The 15,087-nt window shown below is 45.5% G+C and carries 13 protein-coding genes; 7 read left to right on the top strand and 6 right to left on the bottom strand.

Annotation, left to right across the window (positions count from 1 at the left end; all coding sequences use genetic code 11):
* The first annotated feature begins 27 nt into the window (after positions 1-27).
* Positions 28-1,338, top strand: coding sequence for an MFS transporter (locus tag AC5ELV_RS01910; RefSeq protein WP_493428916.1), 1,311 nt, complete (start codon positions 28-30; stop codon positions 1,336-1,338).
* A 54-nt stretch (positions 1,339-1,392) separates the two neighbouring features.
* On the opposite strand, the gene AC5ELV_RS01905 is transcribed toward AC5ELV_RS01910, so the two are convergent.
* The 3 genes from AC5ELV_RS01905 to fsa all read right to left on the bottom strand — a co-directional run bounded on the left by AC5ELV_RS01905 (position 1,393) and on the right by fsa (position 3,900).
* Positions 1,393-2,592, bottom strand: a complete 1,200-nt coding sequence (locus AC5ELV_RS01905) for an MFS transporter (protein WP_493428915.1) — start codon at positions 2,590-2,592, stop codon at positions 1,393-1,395.
* A gap of 1 nt (position 2,593) precedes the next feature.
* On the bottom strand, positions 2,594-3,049 hold the full coding sequence (locus AC5ELV_RS01900; RefSeq protein WP_250244617.1) for a MarR family winged helix-turn-helix transcriptional regulator: 456 nt from the start codon (positions 3,047-3,049) through the stop codon (positions 2,594-2,596).
* A 203-nt stretch (positions 3,050-3,252) separates the two neighbouring features.
* Complete coding sequence (gene fsa, locus AC5ELV_RS01895; protein WP_013309811.1) at positions 3,253-3,900, bottom strand: fructose-6-phosphate aldolase; 648 nt, start codon at positions 3,898-3,900, stop codon at positions 3,253-3,255.
* Between the two features lie 184 nt (positions 3,901-4,084).
* On the opposite strand from fsa, the gene AC5ELV_RS01890 reads away from it, so the two are divergent.
* Together AC5ELV_RS01890 and AC5ELV_RS01885 are read left to right on the top strand one after the other, a co-directional pair.
* Positions 4,085-4,795: a CBS domain-containing protein gene (locus AC5ELV_RS01890; RefSeq protein WP_493429336.1), complete on the top strand. Its 711-nt coding sequence runs from the start codon at positions 4,085-4,087 to the stop codon at positions 4,793-4,795.
* A gap of 22 nt (positions 4,796-4,817) precedes the next feature.
* Positions 4,818-5,438 carry a TraX family protein gene (locus tag AC5ELV_RS01885; RefSeq protein WP_493428914.1) on the top strand — a complete coding sequence of 207 codons (621 nt, stop codon included), beginning with the start codon at positions 4,818-4,820 and terminating at the stop codon, positions 5,436-5,438.
* A gap of 90 nt (positions 5,439-5,528) precedes the next feature.
* Here AC5ELV_RS01885 and AC5ELV_RS01880 read toward each other — a convergent pair whose 3' ends face one another.
* The 3 genes from AC5ELV_RS01880 to AC5ELV_RS01870 all read right to left on the bottom strand — a co-directional run bounded on the left by AC5ELV_RS01880 (position 5,529) and on the right by AC5ELV_RS01870 (position 12,255).
* Complete coding sequence (locus AC5ELV_RS01880) at positions 5,529-6,527, bottom strand: polysaccharide deacetylase family protein (RefSeq protein WP_493428913.1); 999 nt, start codon at positions 6,525-6,527, stop codon at positions 5,529-5,531.
* A gap of 118 nt (positions 6,528-6,645) precedes the next feature.
* The gene (locus tag AC5ELV_RS01875; RefSeq protein WP_493428912.1) at positions 6,646-10,341 is read right to left on the bottom strand and encodes a non-ribosomal peptide synthetase family protein; all 3,696 of its coding nucleotides are present in this window, start codon (positions 10,339-10,341) and stop codon (positions 6,646-6,648) included.
* A gap of 144 nt (positions 10,342-10,485) precedes the next feature.
* The gene (locus AC5ELV_RS01870) at positions 10,486-12,255 is read right to left on the bottom strand and encodes a methyl-accepting chemotaxis protein (RefSeq protein WP_493428911.1); all 1,770 of its coding nucleotides are present in this window, start codon (positions 12,253-12,255) and stop codon (positions 10,486-10,488) included.
* A gap of 467 nt (positions 12,256-12,722) precedes the next feature.
* Here AC5ELV_RS01870 and AC5ELV_RS01865 point away from each other — a divergent pair, with 467 nt between their 5' ends.
* The 4 genes from AC5ELV_RS01865 to AC5ELV_RS01850 all read left to right on the top strand — a co-directional run bounded on the left by AC5ELV_RS01865 (position 12,723) and on the right by AC5ELV_RS01850 (position 15,032).
* Complete coding sequence (locus AC5ELV_RS01865; RefSeq protein ID WP_307349697.1) at positions 12,723-13,193, top strand: GNAT family N-acetyltransferase; 471 nt, start codon at positions 12,723-12,725, stop codon at positions 13,191-13,193.
* A gap of 60 nt (positions 13,194-13,253) precedes the next feature.
* Entirely contained in the window at positions 13,254-13,922 is a 669-nt protein-coding gene (rpiA, locus tag AC5ELV_RS01860) for a ribose-5-phosphate isomerase RpiA (RefSeq protein ID WP_493428910.1), read from the top strand.
* Positions 13,922-14,371: a VanZ family protein gene (locus AC5ELV_RS01855; RefSeq protein WP_493428909.1), complete on the top strand. Its 450-nt coding sequence runs from the start codon at positions 13,922-13,924 to the stop codon at positions 14,369-14,371. The genes rpiA and AC5ELV_RS01855 overlap by 1 nt, the downstream gene beginning before the upstream one ends.
* A 199-nt stretch (positions 14,372-14,570) precedes the next feature.
* Positions 14,571-15,032, top strand: a complete 462-nt coding sequence (locus AC5ELV_RS01850) for a MarR family winged helix-turn-helix transcriptional regulator (protein ID WP_013309820.1) — start codon at positions 14,571-14,573, stop codon at positions 15,030-15,032.
* The last annotated feature ends 55 nt before the right edge of the window (positions 15,033-15,087 follow it).

Here is a 15,087-nt window from a genome sequence, read left to right as displayed (position 1 = left end):
TATTACTTTTGCAAAGGTGGTAACGGGATGCAACAAAATAAAGGGAATCTGCTTGCGTTAGGTTCCATCCCGCTGATGATGACGCTGGGTAATTCCATGCTGATTCCTGTTTTACCGGAAATCGGACGTAAGCTACATGTAAGTTCTTTTCGGATTAGCATGTTGATTACTGTATATGCGGTGGTGGCCATTTTACTGATACCGATTGCGGGCTATCTCTCCGACCGATTTGGCCGTAAGGCGGTGATTGTTCCCTGTCTGATTCTGACTGTGATTGGAGGGGGGATTTCTGCGGCGGGAGCATGGCTGCTTCACGATTCGGCAGCATACTGGACTATTATTGCAGGCCGCCTACTTCAGGGTGCGGGAGCGGCAGGGGCTTTTCCTATAGTCATTCCGCTTGTGGGTGATCTGTACGAAAACGAGGATGAGGCCAGCAAAAACCTAGGGGTAGTTGAGACCTACAACACATTTGGTAAAGTGTTAAGCCCGATACTCGGTGCCGCGTTGGGAGCTGTTCTGTGGTTTTTGCCATTGGCGGTGATTCCGGGCCTCTGTCTGATTTCTCTCATTTTAGTGCTTTGGCTGATCCATGTGCCCAAGCGTAAAAACCAACCGATTATGTTTCGAGAGTTTGTGGGAAATGTAAAGCAGGTGCTTGGCGAAAAAGGCCGCTGGCTCTATGCTATTTTTGCTATGGGCGGTATTTGTATGTTTGTCATTTTTGGCGTCCTGTTTTACTTATCTGACATACTAGAAAGTCGTTACAACCTCCATGGAGTGTGGAAAGGTTTTGTGTTAGCCATTCCGTTGATCTCCCTCTGTCTGTGCTCTTATGTAGGAGGCAAGATCATCGGCAAGCACAAAAAGCGCATGAAGTGGATCGGTTTTAGCGGTTTGGCCATATTGACGATCAGCTTTGCCATTCTCGGATTTTTCCAAAATATTTATGCGGTGATCGGGCTGTTTACGTTAGGGGGCGGCGGAATTGGGCTCGCACTGCCTTGTTTGGATTCTCTCATTACGAAGGGAATTGAAAAAGAGGAGCGTGGAACCATTACTTCGTTGTATAGCAGCATGCGCTTTGTCGGGGTGTCACTAGGTCCTCCGGTTGTTTCATTGCTGCTGGGTCGCAGTGGACATGGTCTGCTCTTTGGCGTGATGGCCGCAGTGGGAGGCATTGCAGCTCTGCTGATGCTGTTTGCGGTCAGACCCAAGCAGGATGAACCCGCAGATGACAAGTCCAGTGACTGTATGAGTGTAAATGAGGAGCTAAAAGGCGTGGCCCGAGAAAAGCCTCTTTCTCCCAAGCTAAGACGTAAAGCTCCTGTGAAATAAAGAGAAAACACCCGTTGTCCATGAAATCATGGTAACGGGTGTTTTTGATTCCTCTTACCCTTCTAGAGGGACATGCGTTTTAGGCTTACGGCTTGCGACGATTTGTATAACATAGATCAGCAAGAACAGTACAATAAACAGCGAGGAAAGACGGTACATCCACGCATAATCACTTGCTTTGGCGATAATGCCAAGTATAAGCGCTCCAGCTGCAACCCCAAAATCGAGGGAATTGAGAAACATACCATTTGCCATGCCCCTCTGTTTAGGAGACACGACCTGAATCATCCAGGTTTGCAGGGTCGGCTGCATGACACCAAACCCGATACCGTAGCAAAGAGCAGACATATACATGAAGACATCACTGCGTGCGTAGGAAAGCAGGATCAGACCGCCAATTAAAAACAGGGAGCCGGGGATGAGCAGTGCTTTTGCCCCTTTTTTGTCGTAAATACGGCCCGAGAAGGGACGCACGATCAGCACGGATACCGCATTAAACAGGAAAAAGTAGGCCGGGTGCGCCAGATTTGCTTCATCCCCGTAAAGCGCCATAAAGCCGAGTAACCCACCATATGTGATAGACATCAGCATGTTCAACAAGGCGGGAATCCACAATTTACGGTTAAATGCCGGTTTTCGCCCTTCTTCCAAAGGAACCATAGGTGGTTCGATGTGCCCTTTGGGTAGTGTACGAATCAGCCAGTAAGCCAACGGGAATATCACAACAATTACAGCTGCTGTCGTATAGGCAAGCAGGTTGAAACTCCCGTATTGCAGCATCGAAATGCCGATGGTTGGCCCAATCGACATCGCTAGACTGGTGGACAGACTAAAAAAACCCATTCCTTCACCGAGACGTTTGGGCGGGATGACGTCAGAGGCCATCGTTGGAAAGGCCGTACTACTCATACCGAAGCCGATCCCAAATAACATCCGCATGAGCAGAAGCACTGTAATCGTCGGCGAAACACTGTACCCCAGCGTTCCTGCCAATGCAAACAGCAGTCCCACGAAGATCAGGGTACTGCGGTGCCCTTTTTCCAACATACGGGCTGAAAAGAGTCGTGCTGCAATCGCACTTAAAGCGAATAAGGTGGTAACGAGACTGACCTGAACGGAACTAGCGTGGAATGTATTTTTCACATAAGAAGGAATGGAAGATAGGATCATCTGTAATTCCAGAAACAAAAATAAATTGGAAACCGTAAGAACGATAAATTCCTTGGTCCAAAGAGGTTGCTTGCCTTGTTGCATATTAATCGTTCTCTCCTTGTTTTTCTGATTCAGTCATGTTGGCGTGAATTTGTAAAAGAGTCTGGCGGAATTGCTTCAGATCGGCCGAGGAAATTCCTTTTACAAAATCGTGATTGGCATCAAGTTCGACAGGAAGAGTCTTCTCCACAAGCTGTCGGCCTGCTTCAGTCAAATGAAGCAGATAGGCCCGACGATCCTGTGGACTATTCACACGCCGTACCCAGCCCTTCTTGTCTAACAAATCAATAATTCGAGTCGTGGTAGGCTGGTCCTTCACGGCCTTAGCTGCAATTTCTTTCTGATTTAAACCCTCAGCCTGATAGATTTGGTACAGAACCGACCATTGCTCTGGGGAAATATCATAAGGTTTGAGGCGCTGCAAGAGCTGCTGACTCATTTTGCGATGAGTAATCCCGAGCAACATCCCAATGGAACAATCGGGAGGCAAGTTATTCATAGGTACTCCTTTCTGTTTCCCGTACATAAATTACTTCGAAATTAATTAGTTGTTATAACAATTATATGAACAACAAGTTATTTTGTCAAAAAAAGTTGTGCAGCGTTTTGGGTTCTGCCATCACTAAAGTCAAAATAAAAAAACAGCCCGTAAAATACGGGCTGTTTGGGTTGATATAGTATCGTTTTGCCATGACTAGCGAATTAAGCTTTAGGTACAGTTTCCCAGTCCTTCAGGAAGCGTTCGATACCGCTGTCTGTCAGCGGGTGTTTCCACAGAGAAGGGAGCAAGGAACCTGGAATGGTGGCAATATGTGCACCAGACAGAGCAGCATCTTCTACATGCTTAATATTACGGATGGATGCGGCGATGATTTCGGATTTCAGACCATGAATGTCCAAAATTTGTCTCAGTTCACGAATCAGCTTCATGCCATCAACAGCGATATCATCCAGACGCCCTACGAACGGGCTGATAAAAGTAGCGCCAGCTTTGGCTGCCATCAAACCTTGAGCCGCGGAGAAAATCAGTGTTACATTCGTTTTGATTCCGTTCTTGGTCAGCTCGTTACAAGCGTACAAGCCGTCTTCGGTCATAGGAAGCTTGATAACCACGTTTGGTGCCCACTTGGCGATATCATATGCTTCTTTGAGCATATCTTCAGCCTTCAAGCCAATAACCTCAGCACTTACAGGACCTTCAACGATACTGCAAATCTCCTGAATGACTTCCTTGAACACTCGACCTTCTTTAGCGATCAGTGAAGGGTTCGTTGTTACACCATCAACCAGACCCAAACGTTCAATACGTTTGATTTCTTCAATGTTACCAGTATCCAAGAAAAATTTCATTTGATTTCCTCCTCAGGTTTATATCATACATAATACATATCCATGCGATGTACAATAGTTCATTTAAATGTAGCATATTGCACACGTTAAACTTATAATTAGTATGTATTACATTCTTAATTGTGACACATTTTAAATTTGAAAACAAGCTGTGTATGATTAAAATTTGATGAATTGTCGGAAGATGCTGAAATTTACCGATCCATGCTCACTTATAATGTATACTACCCCACTCCATAAGGAGGTAATCATTATTCAACTGTCTGAAAGACAGCAGGAAATTGTTGATATTGTCCGGCGTCTGGCACCTGTTACGGGGGATAAAATTGCTGAAACACTGGGACTGACACGTCCGACTCTCCGTTCTGACCTTGCTCTGCTCGTTATGCTCGGGCTGGTGGATGCCAAGCCGAAGGTAGGCTACCTCCCAGGACGTTACCCCAAATATGATAGTCATATCGGCAATATGCTCAAAAAGCTGACGGTGGCGGATATACTTAGTGATCCGATTTTGATTTCCGGTGACACGACCGCCTATGATGCGGTGCTGATGCTGTTTCAGCAAAATACAGGTACGCTGATGGTCACAGGGGAGGAGCAGGAGCTCATTGGAATTGTTACCCGCAAGGATTTGCTGAAGGTCATGCTGGGGCATACCGATCTTCACACCGTCCCGGTGACCATGGCAATGACGCGCCGGGCCCAAATGACGACGCTTGCTCCAGAAGACACTTTACTGGAAGCGATATCGAAACTGATTCGGCATCAGGTCAATTGTCTTCCAGTTTTGGACGAGCAATGTAGCTCCTCAACTCCAATTCGGGGGCTGGTGGGACGGGTTACGAAAACGGACATCATGAACGCCATTCTGAGCTTGACAGAAGAAAAAACGTAAAACATGAATAAGGGGGCCTTGTATGTACTGGTTGGCCATGCTGACGATGCTGATTGACCATGTCGGACTTGTGTTTTTTCCGACGGATCCGGCTTGGAGAATTGCCGGCAGGCTTGCTTTTCCAATCTACGCGTACGCGCTGTATTTGGGATATACTCATACCCGAGACATGCAGAGCTATATGCTCCGTCTACTCGGACTGGCTCTGATTTCTCAGGTGCCCTATATGCTGGCGTTTGATGTGCTTAGACCGAACGTAATCTGGACGCTATTGGCCTCGTTGCTCGTGCTGGCTGCTACATCACGCTTGAAGCATTGGACGGCTGTAACGGGCCTGTACGTCCTTTTAGCTCTGGTTATGGAGCTCAGCCAGATGGATTACGGAGCCTATGGACTGCTATTGGTTCTCATTTATCGATACACTCGTTCATATATGATGATTGCAGCCCATTTTGTTTTGAACGTCGTATATGATATGGTGCATCACGCGAATCTCCAACACTTTAGTCTGCTGTCCAGCATTCTGATCGTATGTTTTGCAACTGGAGAAAGCGGATTTTATAGTCGGGTACCGCGCTGGTTGTGGCGTAGCTTTTACCCGTTACATCTGGCTGTTATTGCTGCAATTCGCATCTGGCCCTAATCTACATCTCAAACAACAAAAGAACCTTTAAAACCACGACATAAATGGTTTTAAAGGTTCTTTTTTCTCCTTCATTAAGCTAACCAACGTTTAGGATACCTTGTTGGGACCTTGGGCAAAAGGAAGTGGGCGAAGGGGAGCACCTTCCTTCATATATTGCACCAATACTTCTGGAATATTGTGTATTCCACCTGCATTGACGCGATAGCCGTTCATTTGCCCTGGCGAGTTAATCCCCCGTTTTACCGTGAACGTAACGTCAATTCCTAAGGAATGGCAAATTTCCAGCGTTTCCTTGGTATACCCACCATAAGGGAAGGCAAGTACATTCTGATCATTGTGTAGATGCTTGAACAGCTTCTTGTCAGCCATGTCCAAATCGGTATAAACCCGCTGTTTGAACTCATCCTCGGTTTCCATTCGGCCCAGTTTTTTAGAATACACCGGACCCATCAGAAGCGGCTTTTGTTTGGTGCGTGCTGTATTGGAGTATCCGTACGCGTGCTGGTCATTGGTATGATTGTAAAAATCAATGCCCTCGGCATGCATCTGATGAATTTGATCCCATGTCAGCTTTGGAATACCAATATGTTTGGGATTGCTGATCGTGGACGTGATAAGAAAATTGGTTGCTGGTACCTGGTACTTTTTCAACACGGGAAAAGTGTCCGTATAAAAAGACTCATAGCCGTCGTCGAATGTCATGAGTACCGCATTATCAGGAACCTTGGCTTTATGTAAAATAAAATCCGTATACTCTTTCATCGTGATCCAGTGGAAGCCGTTAGCTTTCATTTCGTCCAACTGCCTCGTTAAATTACTTAGCTTGAGAGCACCGGGATCAGGTGGAGTCTTGGTCACCTCATGATACATCAGGACTATGACTTTGTTTTGGTAATATACTTTATCTGGTGTAGGCGTCAGTGAAAATAAATGGCGTACCAGTCGATCTGCATGAGCTGTGCGTGTACGATGAGTCCCTTTAACTGTAGGTGTGTGGTATATGCTACGTGCTTCATACACCAAAATTCCTAAAATAGCCAACAAACTTATGATTAGCAATGTTCTTTTAAAAAAAGTGTGTTTCATTGAATGACATCCCCCGCATGTAAAAAATTCTGAAAGTATAGAGGTTTATACTAAATATGAAACTAGCAAAATCTAGTCTATCATACCGAAAACATGCGGGAGAAATATCACAACTTTGTTACCTCTGTGTTGCTTTTACAGATACCGATGAAGAGGTCGGGAAGTAACCGATCTCGACGGCATGCTGGATCATGTTCCGAATAAAATTCAGGTCGGTTGCCGGGCATTGAACGCCAGCTTGTTCCAGCAGAGCTGCGGTTACAGAGCATCCGTAACGGTAAGCTGAATCCTTGGCTCCGTCACCTTCCAGTTGTCCCATAGCAAGATGAAGTGCATCCTCCTGAATGCCGGAAGACGGATTTAGCAACCAGGCGCTGTAATCGTCAAAAGGCAGGGTTTCTACTGCGTAACCGAGTTGGTTTACCATAGCGATCAGTTCATCATATGGCAGTGGGTTCGGATTGCAGATATGGAAAATACGGTTTGCGCTTTTTTGATGAACAGACAGTTCTACGATAGCACGGCTGGCGTAATCAATCGGTGTGAAGTCCGTATGCCAATCGGCTTGTGGCGCTTTGCCCAGCAGCAGCATCGCCTTCATCATACGATAATAAGCATTGCTGTCAATATTTCGCTGGAAGCGTCCGTTGGCCGAATGGGCTGTCAAATTACCCGCGCGATAGATCGAGACAGGCGTACCCGCTTGAGCTGCTTGGAACAACAGCTTCTCCGCCGCGAGTTTACTGTTCGTGTACAGGTTGTCCACGTTCAGTTCGTCTGGGAAGGAAGAAAGCTCTAATGCCGACTCCCATTTTCCCTCGTTAGCAAGATCCTCCGGTATTCCCATAGTGGAAACATGATGGAAGGATACTCCTGGCTTGGCTTGGGCGATTTTCAGCAGTTCCAGTGTTCCGGTCACATTCGTGCGATCGAAGGCTGCCGAATCACCAAAATGGCGAACGTCAGCGGCGCTGTGAATGATACCGTCGATTTGGTGCTCCAGCATATGGCGGTCGACGGAAGAGAGACCCAGATCAGCTTGCTCCAGATCCCCATAGACAGCCTTTACCCGTCCTTCAATCAAGCTGGAGATATCCTGTCCAAAATATCCCGTCAATACGGACTGAATACGCTCGATACCAGATGGACCGTCCTGAGAAGGGCGTACCATCGCATATACTTTGGCTTCTGTCCGTTGAAGCAGGTCATACAGAATGTGCGAGCCCAGATAGCCTGTAGCCCCGGTCAACAAAATCACGCGCAAGTCGCGGACTTCAGCTAAGTCAGAAGCACCAGACAACTCAATAGGATGCTCATTCAAATCCATTTTTTCTTGAGGAATCGCGAGTGGCTTGCGTTGCGGCGTTTGTTCTGTACCTAATTGTTCCACGTATTCAGCAAGCTCACGAACGGTTTTGTAGCGGAAAAAGTCTCCGATGCGCAGCGCGCCATAACGCGGTTTCAGAATAGCCAGCACATGAATGACACGAAGCGAATCGCCCCCGATCAGGAAGAAATCATCGGTAGCGCCAATGTTATTTTTACCAAGCACTTGAGTCCATGCTTCGGCAATGAGTGTTTCGGTTCCTTCTCGAAGAGGTTCCCCGCCAAATGAAAGATCAGACGCTTCCGGCAGTGGCCGCAGGGCCAGCTTTTTGCGATCGATCTTGCCAGTTGGTGAAATGGGCATAGCTTCCAGATGAACGACATGGCTTGGTACAAAATAAGAAGGTAGCTTGCCCCCAATATAAGACTGAATAACGTCTTGTGGAATGGATTGTCCATCCGCCGTGGTGAAATAGCCAACTAACATGTTCTGATCTGTGTGATCTTTGACGGCTACCACGGCGACATCCTGAACACCTGGATACTTAGAAAAATGGTCTTCAATTTCCCCGATTTCAATCCGATTTCCCCGAATTTTGAGCTGCGAATCCTTGCGGCTTACGTATTCAATCGTACCGTCTGGCAGCAGCTTGGCGATATCACCCGAGCGGTACATTTTTTCACCCGGGACAAAAGGATTGTCCACGAACGATTGGGCTGTACGTTCTGGCTGATGGAGATAGCCATGGGCCAACGCAGGAGTAGCAATGCATACTTCACCTGGAATATTGACAGGGCAGAGCTTGTTATCTTCGTTAACGATATACACTTTGTAATTGTAAATCGGCTTGCCGATCGGAATATTGACGACATGCTCAGGCACGGCACCACGGACCCGATGGGTCGTCGTCGCTACGGTGCATTCGGTCGGTCCGTATACGTTTACGATGTCGGTATCTGTGCCGAATTTGCTTTGGAACGCTCGAACTTGGGAGCCGTACAGCGCTTCGCCTGCTACAGTAACAATCCGTACCTTAGCGAGTTTGCGATAGCCTTCGTCTGACAAGTACGTAGATAGCTGATTAAAGAATACGGTCGGCAAAATGGTAATAATCGTCGTGCCTGTACGTGCAATGGCTTCAGCGAATTCTTCAACAGATACACGTTCTTCGGAAGACAGCAAGTACAATTTTGCACCGTAAAACAAGGCTCCAATGGTATCCCAAACGGATGCATCGAAGCTGTAGGTTGCAAATTGGGTCAATACATCCTGAGGTGTAATGTCGCAATCGCGTTGCACGACAGCTCCTAGGTTAACGACACCGCGGTGAGCGATCAGGGCACCTTTTGGTTTGCCTGTAGAGCCGGATGTATAGATGACATAAGCTAGATCATCCGGATTTACACTAACGTTCGGATTGCTTGCAGCATAGCCTGCCAGCGGTCCGTTAATCGCTAAAATTTCTTTTACCGTCTCAATGGAACCGCACAGTTCAGTCGCTTGGTCCATGAGTGCGGAAGTTGTTAAGACAAAAGGAGAACGCGTGTCTTCGACAATGTAGCTACTCCGGTCAGCGGGGTGGGCGGGATCAACAGGCACATATACGCCTCCGGCTTTCAGGATACCAAGCAGGGAAATAACGGTCTCTAAGCTCCGTTCCATAAAGATGGTCACGAATTCACCTTTGGTAAGACCTTTGGATAACAAGACACGTGCGACTTGGTTAGCACGTTCGTTCAACTCACGGTACGTGTACTCCCCAGTGTGGGAAGCAATAGCCAGACGATCAGGGTATTGTGAAGCCGCCTCCTCAAACATTCCATGAATAGTTTGATGCTCAGGGTATTTCACGACTGTATTATTTAAAGCTTCGTGAGCAGCTCGATCCGCATCCGATAATATATCAATTGAATTCACAAGTGCATGGCTGTTGTTTAGCGCGCCACGCAAAAGGGTTTCAAAGTATTCTGCGTATCGGACAACCGTTGTTTCCAGCAGGAGTGATTGATCATATCGTATCTGTATTTGATAAACGCCATTGTGTTCACTAACAGCCCAGTCCATAATACGGGATTCTACACCGCTGTCCGTAGGCAGATTTGCCGAAAATGAAGTATCGGCTTGTGGTTCCGCAAGGTATGCATTAGGCTCACGGAGCATCTCTTGAAATAAGTCTGCTAGTTCATGAAAAGTCGTGTCCTTTTCGACTGTCAGCGAAGCTGTAAGCAGACCGGTTTGTGGCACAAATGTAGAAAAAGAAACTTCTTCTTCTGCGGATAGGCGATATACCCATGCAGTATATGCTGACAAGAGCAACGCTTGTTTGTCTTCCGCAGTTTTTTGCTGATTTAATTGTTCCGAGATGGACGCTTCTAACTCTACTTGATAAGTAGAGGATGTATGCTTGCGTTGTATACGTGCACAATCCAAGGGAACTAGGAATGGGGATGGGATTGTTTGTATGCTGTTTTGTAGTAATGAAGCCATTACGCTAACCTCCTGAATGTATGATGTCTTAATATAAATGGTAAATTAAGTAAATGCCTCCGATCCCTTCAAATGCATGAACAGGAGGGAGGCATCACTGAATGATTTACTTATGAAATAAATTTTGGAGTCGATAAATGGTTATTATGATTTGGTACGGTTGGTGTCTGCAATTTTGAAATAAGATGTAATTTCTTGAAGCTCTTCAGACATGGACGTCAATTTATGAGATGAATCAATGATCGAATCCAAAGAAGCTTTTTGTTCCTCCACCGTTTGCACAATGTGAACACTGTTATTGGCTGTTTTGGTTACGGTGGAAGAAAGATCGTCTGCTGTCGCTGTCATTTCCTGTGTACCCGCAGATATTTGCTCAGTAGCACTGGAAACTTCTTGGATTTGCCATGCTACATTTTTAGTTGCTTGAAGAATATCATTGAACAGCACGCCTGCTTGTCCGGCAACGACGATTCCGTTTTGAACTTCAACGTTACCTTGCTCCATCGACTTCACAGCTTGCCCGATTTCGCTTTGAATTTCTTCAATCAGGGACGTAATTTGTTTGGTTGCATCCGCAGATTGTTCTGCCAGCTTACGTACTTCACTAGCAACAACGGCAAAGCCTTTACCTTCTTCACCAACGCGCGCAGCTTCAATAGAAGCGTTCAGAGCGAGCAAGTTGGTTTGACTGGAGATGCCTGAAATGGTACTGATAATATTGCCGATTTCCTGCGAACGACTGTCCAGCAACTTGATAATACGGGAAGTATTGGTTACTGTATCGGTAATCAAGTGCATTTGGGATGATACCTTACTTACAATCTCGTTGCCTTCATTAGAACGTTTCTCTACCGAATTGGCTTCCTCCGCAACATTGGAAGAACTAGTGGCGATATTTTGAATTACTGAAGCCATTTCAGCCATGGCACGTGCACTATCTCCTGTTGCTTTTTCCTGTGAACGGATATTCTCGGTGATTTCACTGATGTTTTGATTGATGATGTTGGAATTGATTCCGTTTTGTTCGCAGATTGCGAGTAGTTCCTTGGCAGATTCATTGACTTCATCAGTTGTTTGCTTCACTTTGGTCATGATGCTGTTAATATGGCTTACCATATCGTTGAAGTTCTGATTCACGAGCCCCAAATCATCCTGACCTGCGTGAATTTGAACATCCAGGTTTCCTTTGCTTACTTCGCTGATACCGTACATCAGTTGCTTAATCGGGGACAGCGTGCGTTTCACAACCCAATATTGAAGCGCCAGGCAGATCAGTAGGAAAATCACTAAAATGGTAGCGCCGCTAATGAGCAGCTTGGTCAATCCTGCAGGTACGGCACCGGCATCTGCATCAACTGCAAAATATGCAAAGATTTTGCCACTTGGATCTTTGATCGGAGTCATCAAAGTTGTCCATGTACCAAAAGAATCATCGTAGAAGCTGGTGAATGTTGGTTTTCCACTGTCCAGCATACCGGTTACGCCGACTGCCACGACATTGGGTTGCTCGTACATAGAGCCGACGAGCATCTTATCTTTTTCAAATGCTTCTCTGAGATCCGTTGGCATCGCCACAATAGATGTCAGATTTCCATTTTCGAGCTCCGTCCCGAAAATATAGGCATGGGAGATATTCGGATTTGTCGCCATGATGTTATCTAGGTACGCGCGGAGTTTGGTTTGAATGGGTCCATCATAATTTTTCTCTTGAACAGCTTGGGTTACTTCATCGGAATTAATGCCCTGAGCCCACTTCAATGTGATTTTTTCCACTTGCCCATGCAATTGGTCTATCAAAATCGTACGTTGGATCAAATAGCTGGACACAATAAGGACTAGCCCAATCAATACGATGTTGAAGAAGGATAATAATAAGTTTTTGGTGAAGAATGATAAGCTACTCCACTTTTTCAAAATGTTCCACTCCCTGGTTGTATTTTTGTATATGGTGTTGAACCGCTTATCGAATGAGATAATCAAGTCCCCCTTACAAACATAATAATAGAGATCATAGACCCTTGAATTTTATGTAATAGGTCTTAAGTCCTTTTATAGACAAGTATGATATCCCTATATATATGTCGTACGAAAAGCTCTTGAAATGAATACCTTACACAATAAAAAATTAATTTTTAATAGGTAAACGCTGTCTGTGTTTCAGTATATTCCAATTTATACTTCTACTTGAAATTCGAATTCATTACAGTCCATAAGCAACTATTCAACAGAAACCATCATACTTTATAATAGAGTCAAATGCACTTATCAATTTGGGACATTTTTCATATTTGACGTTGGAAATGCTTGATTTATCGCGGTTTTTGTGAATTGTTTGCGAAATGAGTCCTTATATTCATGCAAAGAGAAGAGGGATAAGAAGAATGTCCAAGCTTACGATTTTAAAGGTTGAGAGTAATCATGAGGATCTGCATGAGTTGATTCAAAGGCTGGACGAGGACTTGCTGGAAAGGTATCCTGCCGACGAAATTTACTTGGTCGATTTTTCCAATCCGAAAGTTAAAGAAATGGTTTTCGCTGTTGTGTATGTGGACGAAAAACCGGTGGCTTGTGGAGGGCTTAGGCCTATAGATGCGGAAGAAATGGAGCTTAAAAGATTTTATGTCGATTCCTCTTATCGCAGACAAGGAATTGCGGTGAGCCTATTATCTTTTTTGGAAGAGGAAGCCAGTAAACGGGGAGTTGTAAGAATTAAACTGGAGACCGGAGCGGCTCAACCTGAAGCGATTGCTCTCTATACCAAGCGGGGATACGAACCTATTGAACGATTTGGGGAGTATGAACACGATGAAAACAGCCTTTGTTATGGTAAAAAGCTGTCTCTATTAATATAAAGCGTTCTCTTATAAAATGGATGATGATCAATACTAGCCTATATAGCGGGAGAGATGATAATGAATTTAAAGCAAAAAGCGGCCGAAAAAGCAGTTGAGGCGATTCAGGACGGCATGAAAGTAGGACTTGGTACAGGCTCGACAGCCTTTTGGGCTATTCAAAAAATCGGTGAGCGTGTGGCACAAGGATTACATATACAGGCTGTAGCTACATCCCAAGCCTCGGAGGATCAGGCCAGGGAGCTGGGAATTCCCATCATTCCGTTTGATCAGATTGGAAGGCTTGACGTTACTATCGACGGCGCAGATGAGGTGAACGAGCAGTTGGTGCTGGTGAAAGGTGGAGGCGGAGCCCTACTGAGAGAGAAAATTGTGGAAAGCAATAGCGACCGATTAATTATTATTGTCGATGAGTCCAAGGATGTGAAGGTGCTAGGTGCATTTCCTTTACCTGTTGAGGTCGTACCCTTCGCCAGTGAATGGACGTTGGAGGCCTTGCGGCAGACGGGCTGTAAAGCAGAATGGCGTATGAAAGACGGCGAGCGCTACCTTACGGACAACGGTAATTATATTGCCGATTGTCGCTATGGTACGATCGAGAATCCACAGGATTTGGAAATCCGCTTGAATCAAATTCCGGGTGTAGTCGATAACGGACTGTTCATTAATATGGCGGACCAGGTGATTATCGCACGGGCCAATGGACAGATCGACGTCCGTAACAAGTAATGTCTAGGACCCGTCTGCTTCACCATGTGGCATTGGTGTTATTGATTTTATATACAGGGCTTCTATTATATTGGATGTTTCTCGGTTTTGGTCGTACATTACGGCCAGGACTCCCGTATTCGTATAATATTGTGCCGTTTGATACGATCAGGCAATACTGGCGGGCAATGGAGTCGTTTCCTTTTCGGGTATGGGGTGTTAATTTGCTCGGTAATATTGGCGTATTCATTCCCTTCGGTATCCTTGTGCCTATCATTTGGGTGTCCATGCGAAGTATAGGCAGTCTATTGTTAACGATAGTGATCGCACTGGCCATTCTTGAGGTGTCCCAAATGCTGCTGGGCGCAGGTACAATGGATGTGGATGACATCATACTGAATGTTCTGGGAGTATTATGCGGCCGTATTGCCTACGTATTTTTACGTAAGAAGTTAGGGATTGCAATATAATCGTCCTGCTCTCTGGATCAGTGTGTTAAGACTGGCTGAGAGCGGGCTTTTTTTACATAATGAACTGTAATCTTCACATAATAGACGACAATTCCTCCATTTATGGGTCGTAGGAGTAGGGGGAGGAACGCTTAAACTTGACAAAAGCGCACAATTAAGATATCTTTGAATAAAGATATGAGTAACGGAGGCTGTTAATATGTCTGTAAAACCAGATGATCAGGACCTAGCACTTAATTTGTTCGTTGTTCTGGCTCGTGCTTATAATTCGGTCACGTCTCGTACGAATCGGGACATTCATAGTCATGGATTAAATACAACAGAATTTGGTGTGCTTGATCTGCTGTATTATCGGGGGCCACAGCCTTTACAGAAAATTGGAGAAAAGGTACTAATCTCTAGTGGGAATATTACGTACGTGGTCGATAAACTTCAGAAAAAAAACTTGCTTACCCGTCGTGCTTCGCAAGATGATCGGCGCGTGATTTATGCAGAATTGACTGATGATGGACGTCATTTCTTTGAGCAAATATTCCCGCAGCATCATCGTGTCATTATGGAGACCGTGGATGGCTTATCCGTGGAAGAGAAGGAGCAGGCTATTCATCTGTTAAAAAAGCTTGGACTAACGGCTGAGGGGCAGAAGAGTAACGGATCATAAATTGTGCGTGTGCAGGTTAAATCTGCTTTAGATAAAATACCGACTTCTCGGTATT

This window comes from Paenibacillus sp. NMA1017 (assembly GCF_058895805.1).
Note: the sequence above shows the minus strand (reverse complement) of the source record. Positions and strands in the feature narration are given on the sequence as shown.

Coding starts and splice junctions, on each gene's coding strand:
- AC5ELV_RS01850 (WP_013309820.1), top strand. CDS start 14,571: ATGTCTGTAAAACCAGATGATCAGGACCTAGCACTTAATTTGTTCGTT.
- rpiA (WP_493428910.1), top strand. CDS start 13,254: ATGAATTTAAAGCAAAAAGCGGCCGAAAAAGCAGTTGAGGCGATTCAG.
- AC5ELV_RS01905 (WP_493428915.1), bottom strand. CDS start 2,592: ATGCAACAAGGCAAGCAACCTCTTTGGACCAAGGAATTTATCGTTCTT.
- AC5ELV_RS01865 (WP_307349697.1), top strand. CDS start 12,723: ATGTCCAAGCTTACGATTTTAAAGGTTGAGAGTAATCATGAGGATCTG.
- AC5ELV_RS01880 (WP_493428913.1), bottom strand. CDS start 6,527: ATGAAACACACTTTTTTTAAAAGAACATTGCTAATCATAAGTTTGTTG.
- AC5ELV_RS01855 (WP_493428909.1), top strand. CDS start 13,922: ATGTCTAGGACCCGTCTGCTTCACCATGTGGCATTGGTGTTATTGATT.
- AC5ELV_RS01890 (WP_493429336.1), top strand. CDS start 4,085: ATGCTGAAATTTACCGATCCATGCTCACTTATAATGTATACTACCCCA.
- AC5ELV_RS01885 (WP_493428914.1), top strand. CDS start 4,818: ATGTACTGGTTGGCCATGCTGACGATGCTGATTGACCATGTCGGACTT.
- AC5ELV_RS01910 (WP_493428916.1), top strand. CDS start 28: ATGCAACAAAATAAAGGGAATCTGCTTGCGTTAGGTTCCATCCCGCTG.
- fsa (WP_013309811.1), bottom strand. CDS start 3,900: ATGAAATTTTTCTTGGATACTGGTAACATTGAAGAAATCAAACGTATT.
- AC5ELV_RS01900 (WP_250244617.1), bottom strand. CDS start 3,049: ATGAATAACTTGCCTCCCGATTGTTCCATTGGGATGTTGCTCGGGATT.
- AC5ELV_RS01875 (WP_493428912.1), bottom strand. CDS start 10,341: ATGGCTTCATTACTACAAAACAGCATACAAACAATCCCATCCCCATTC.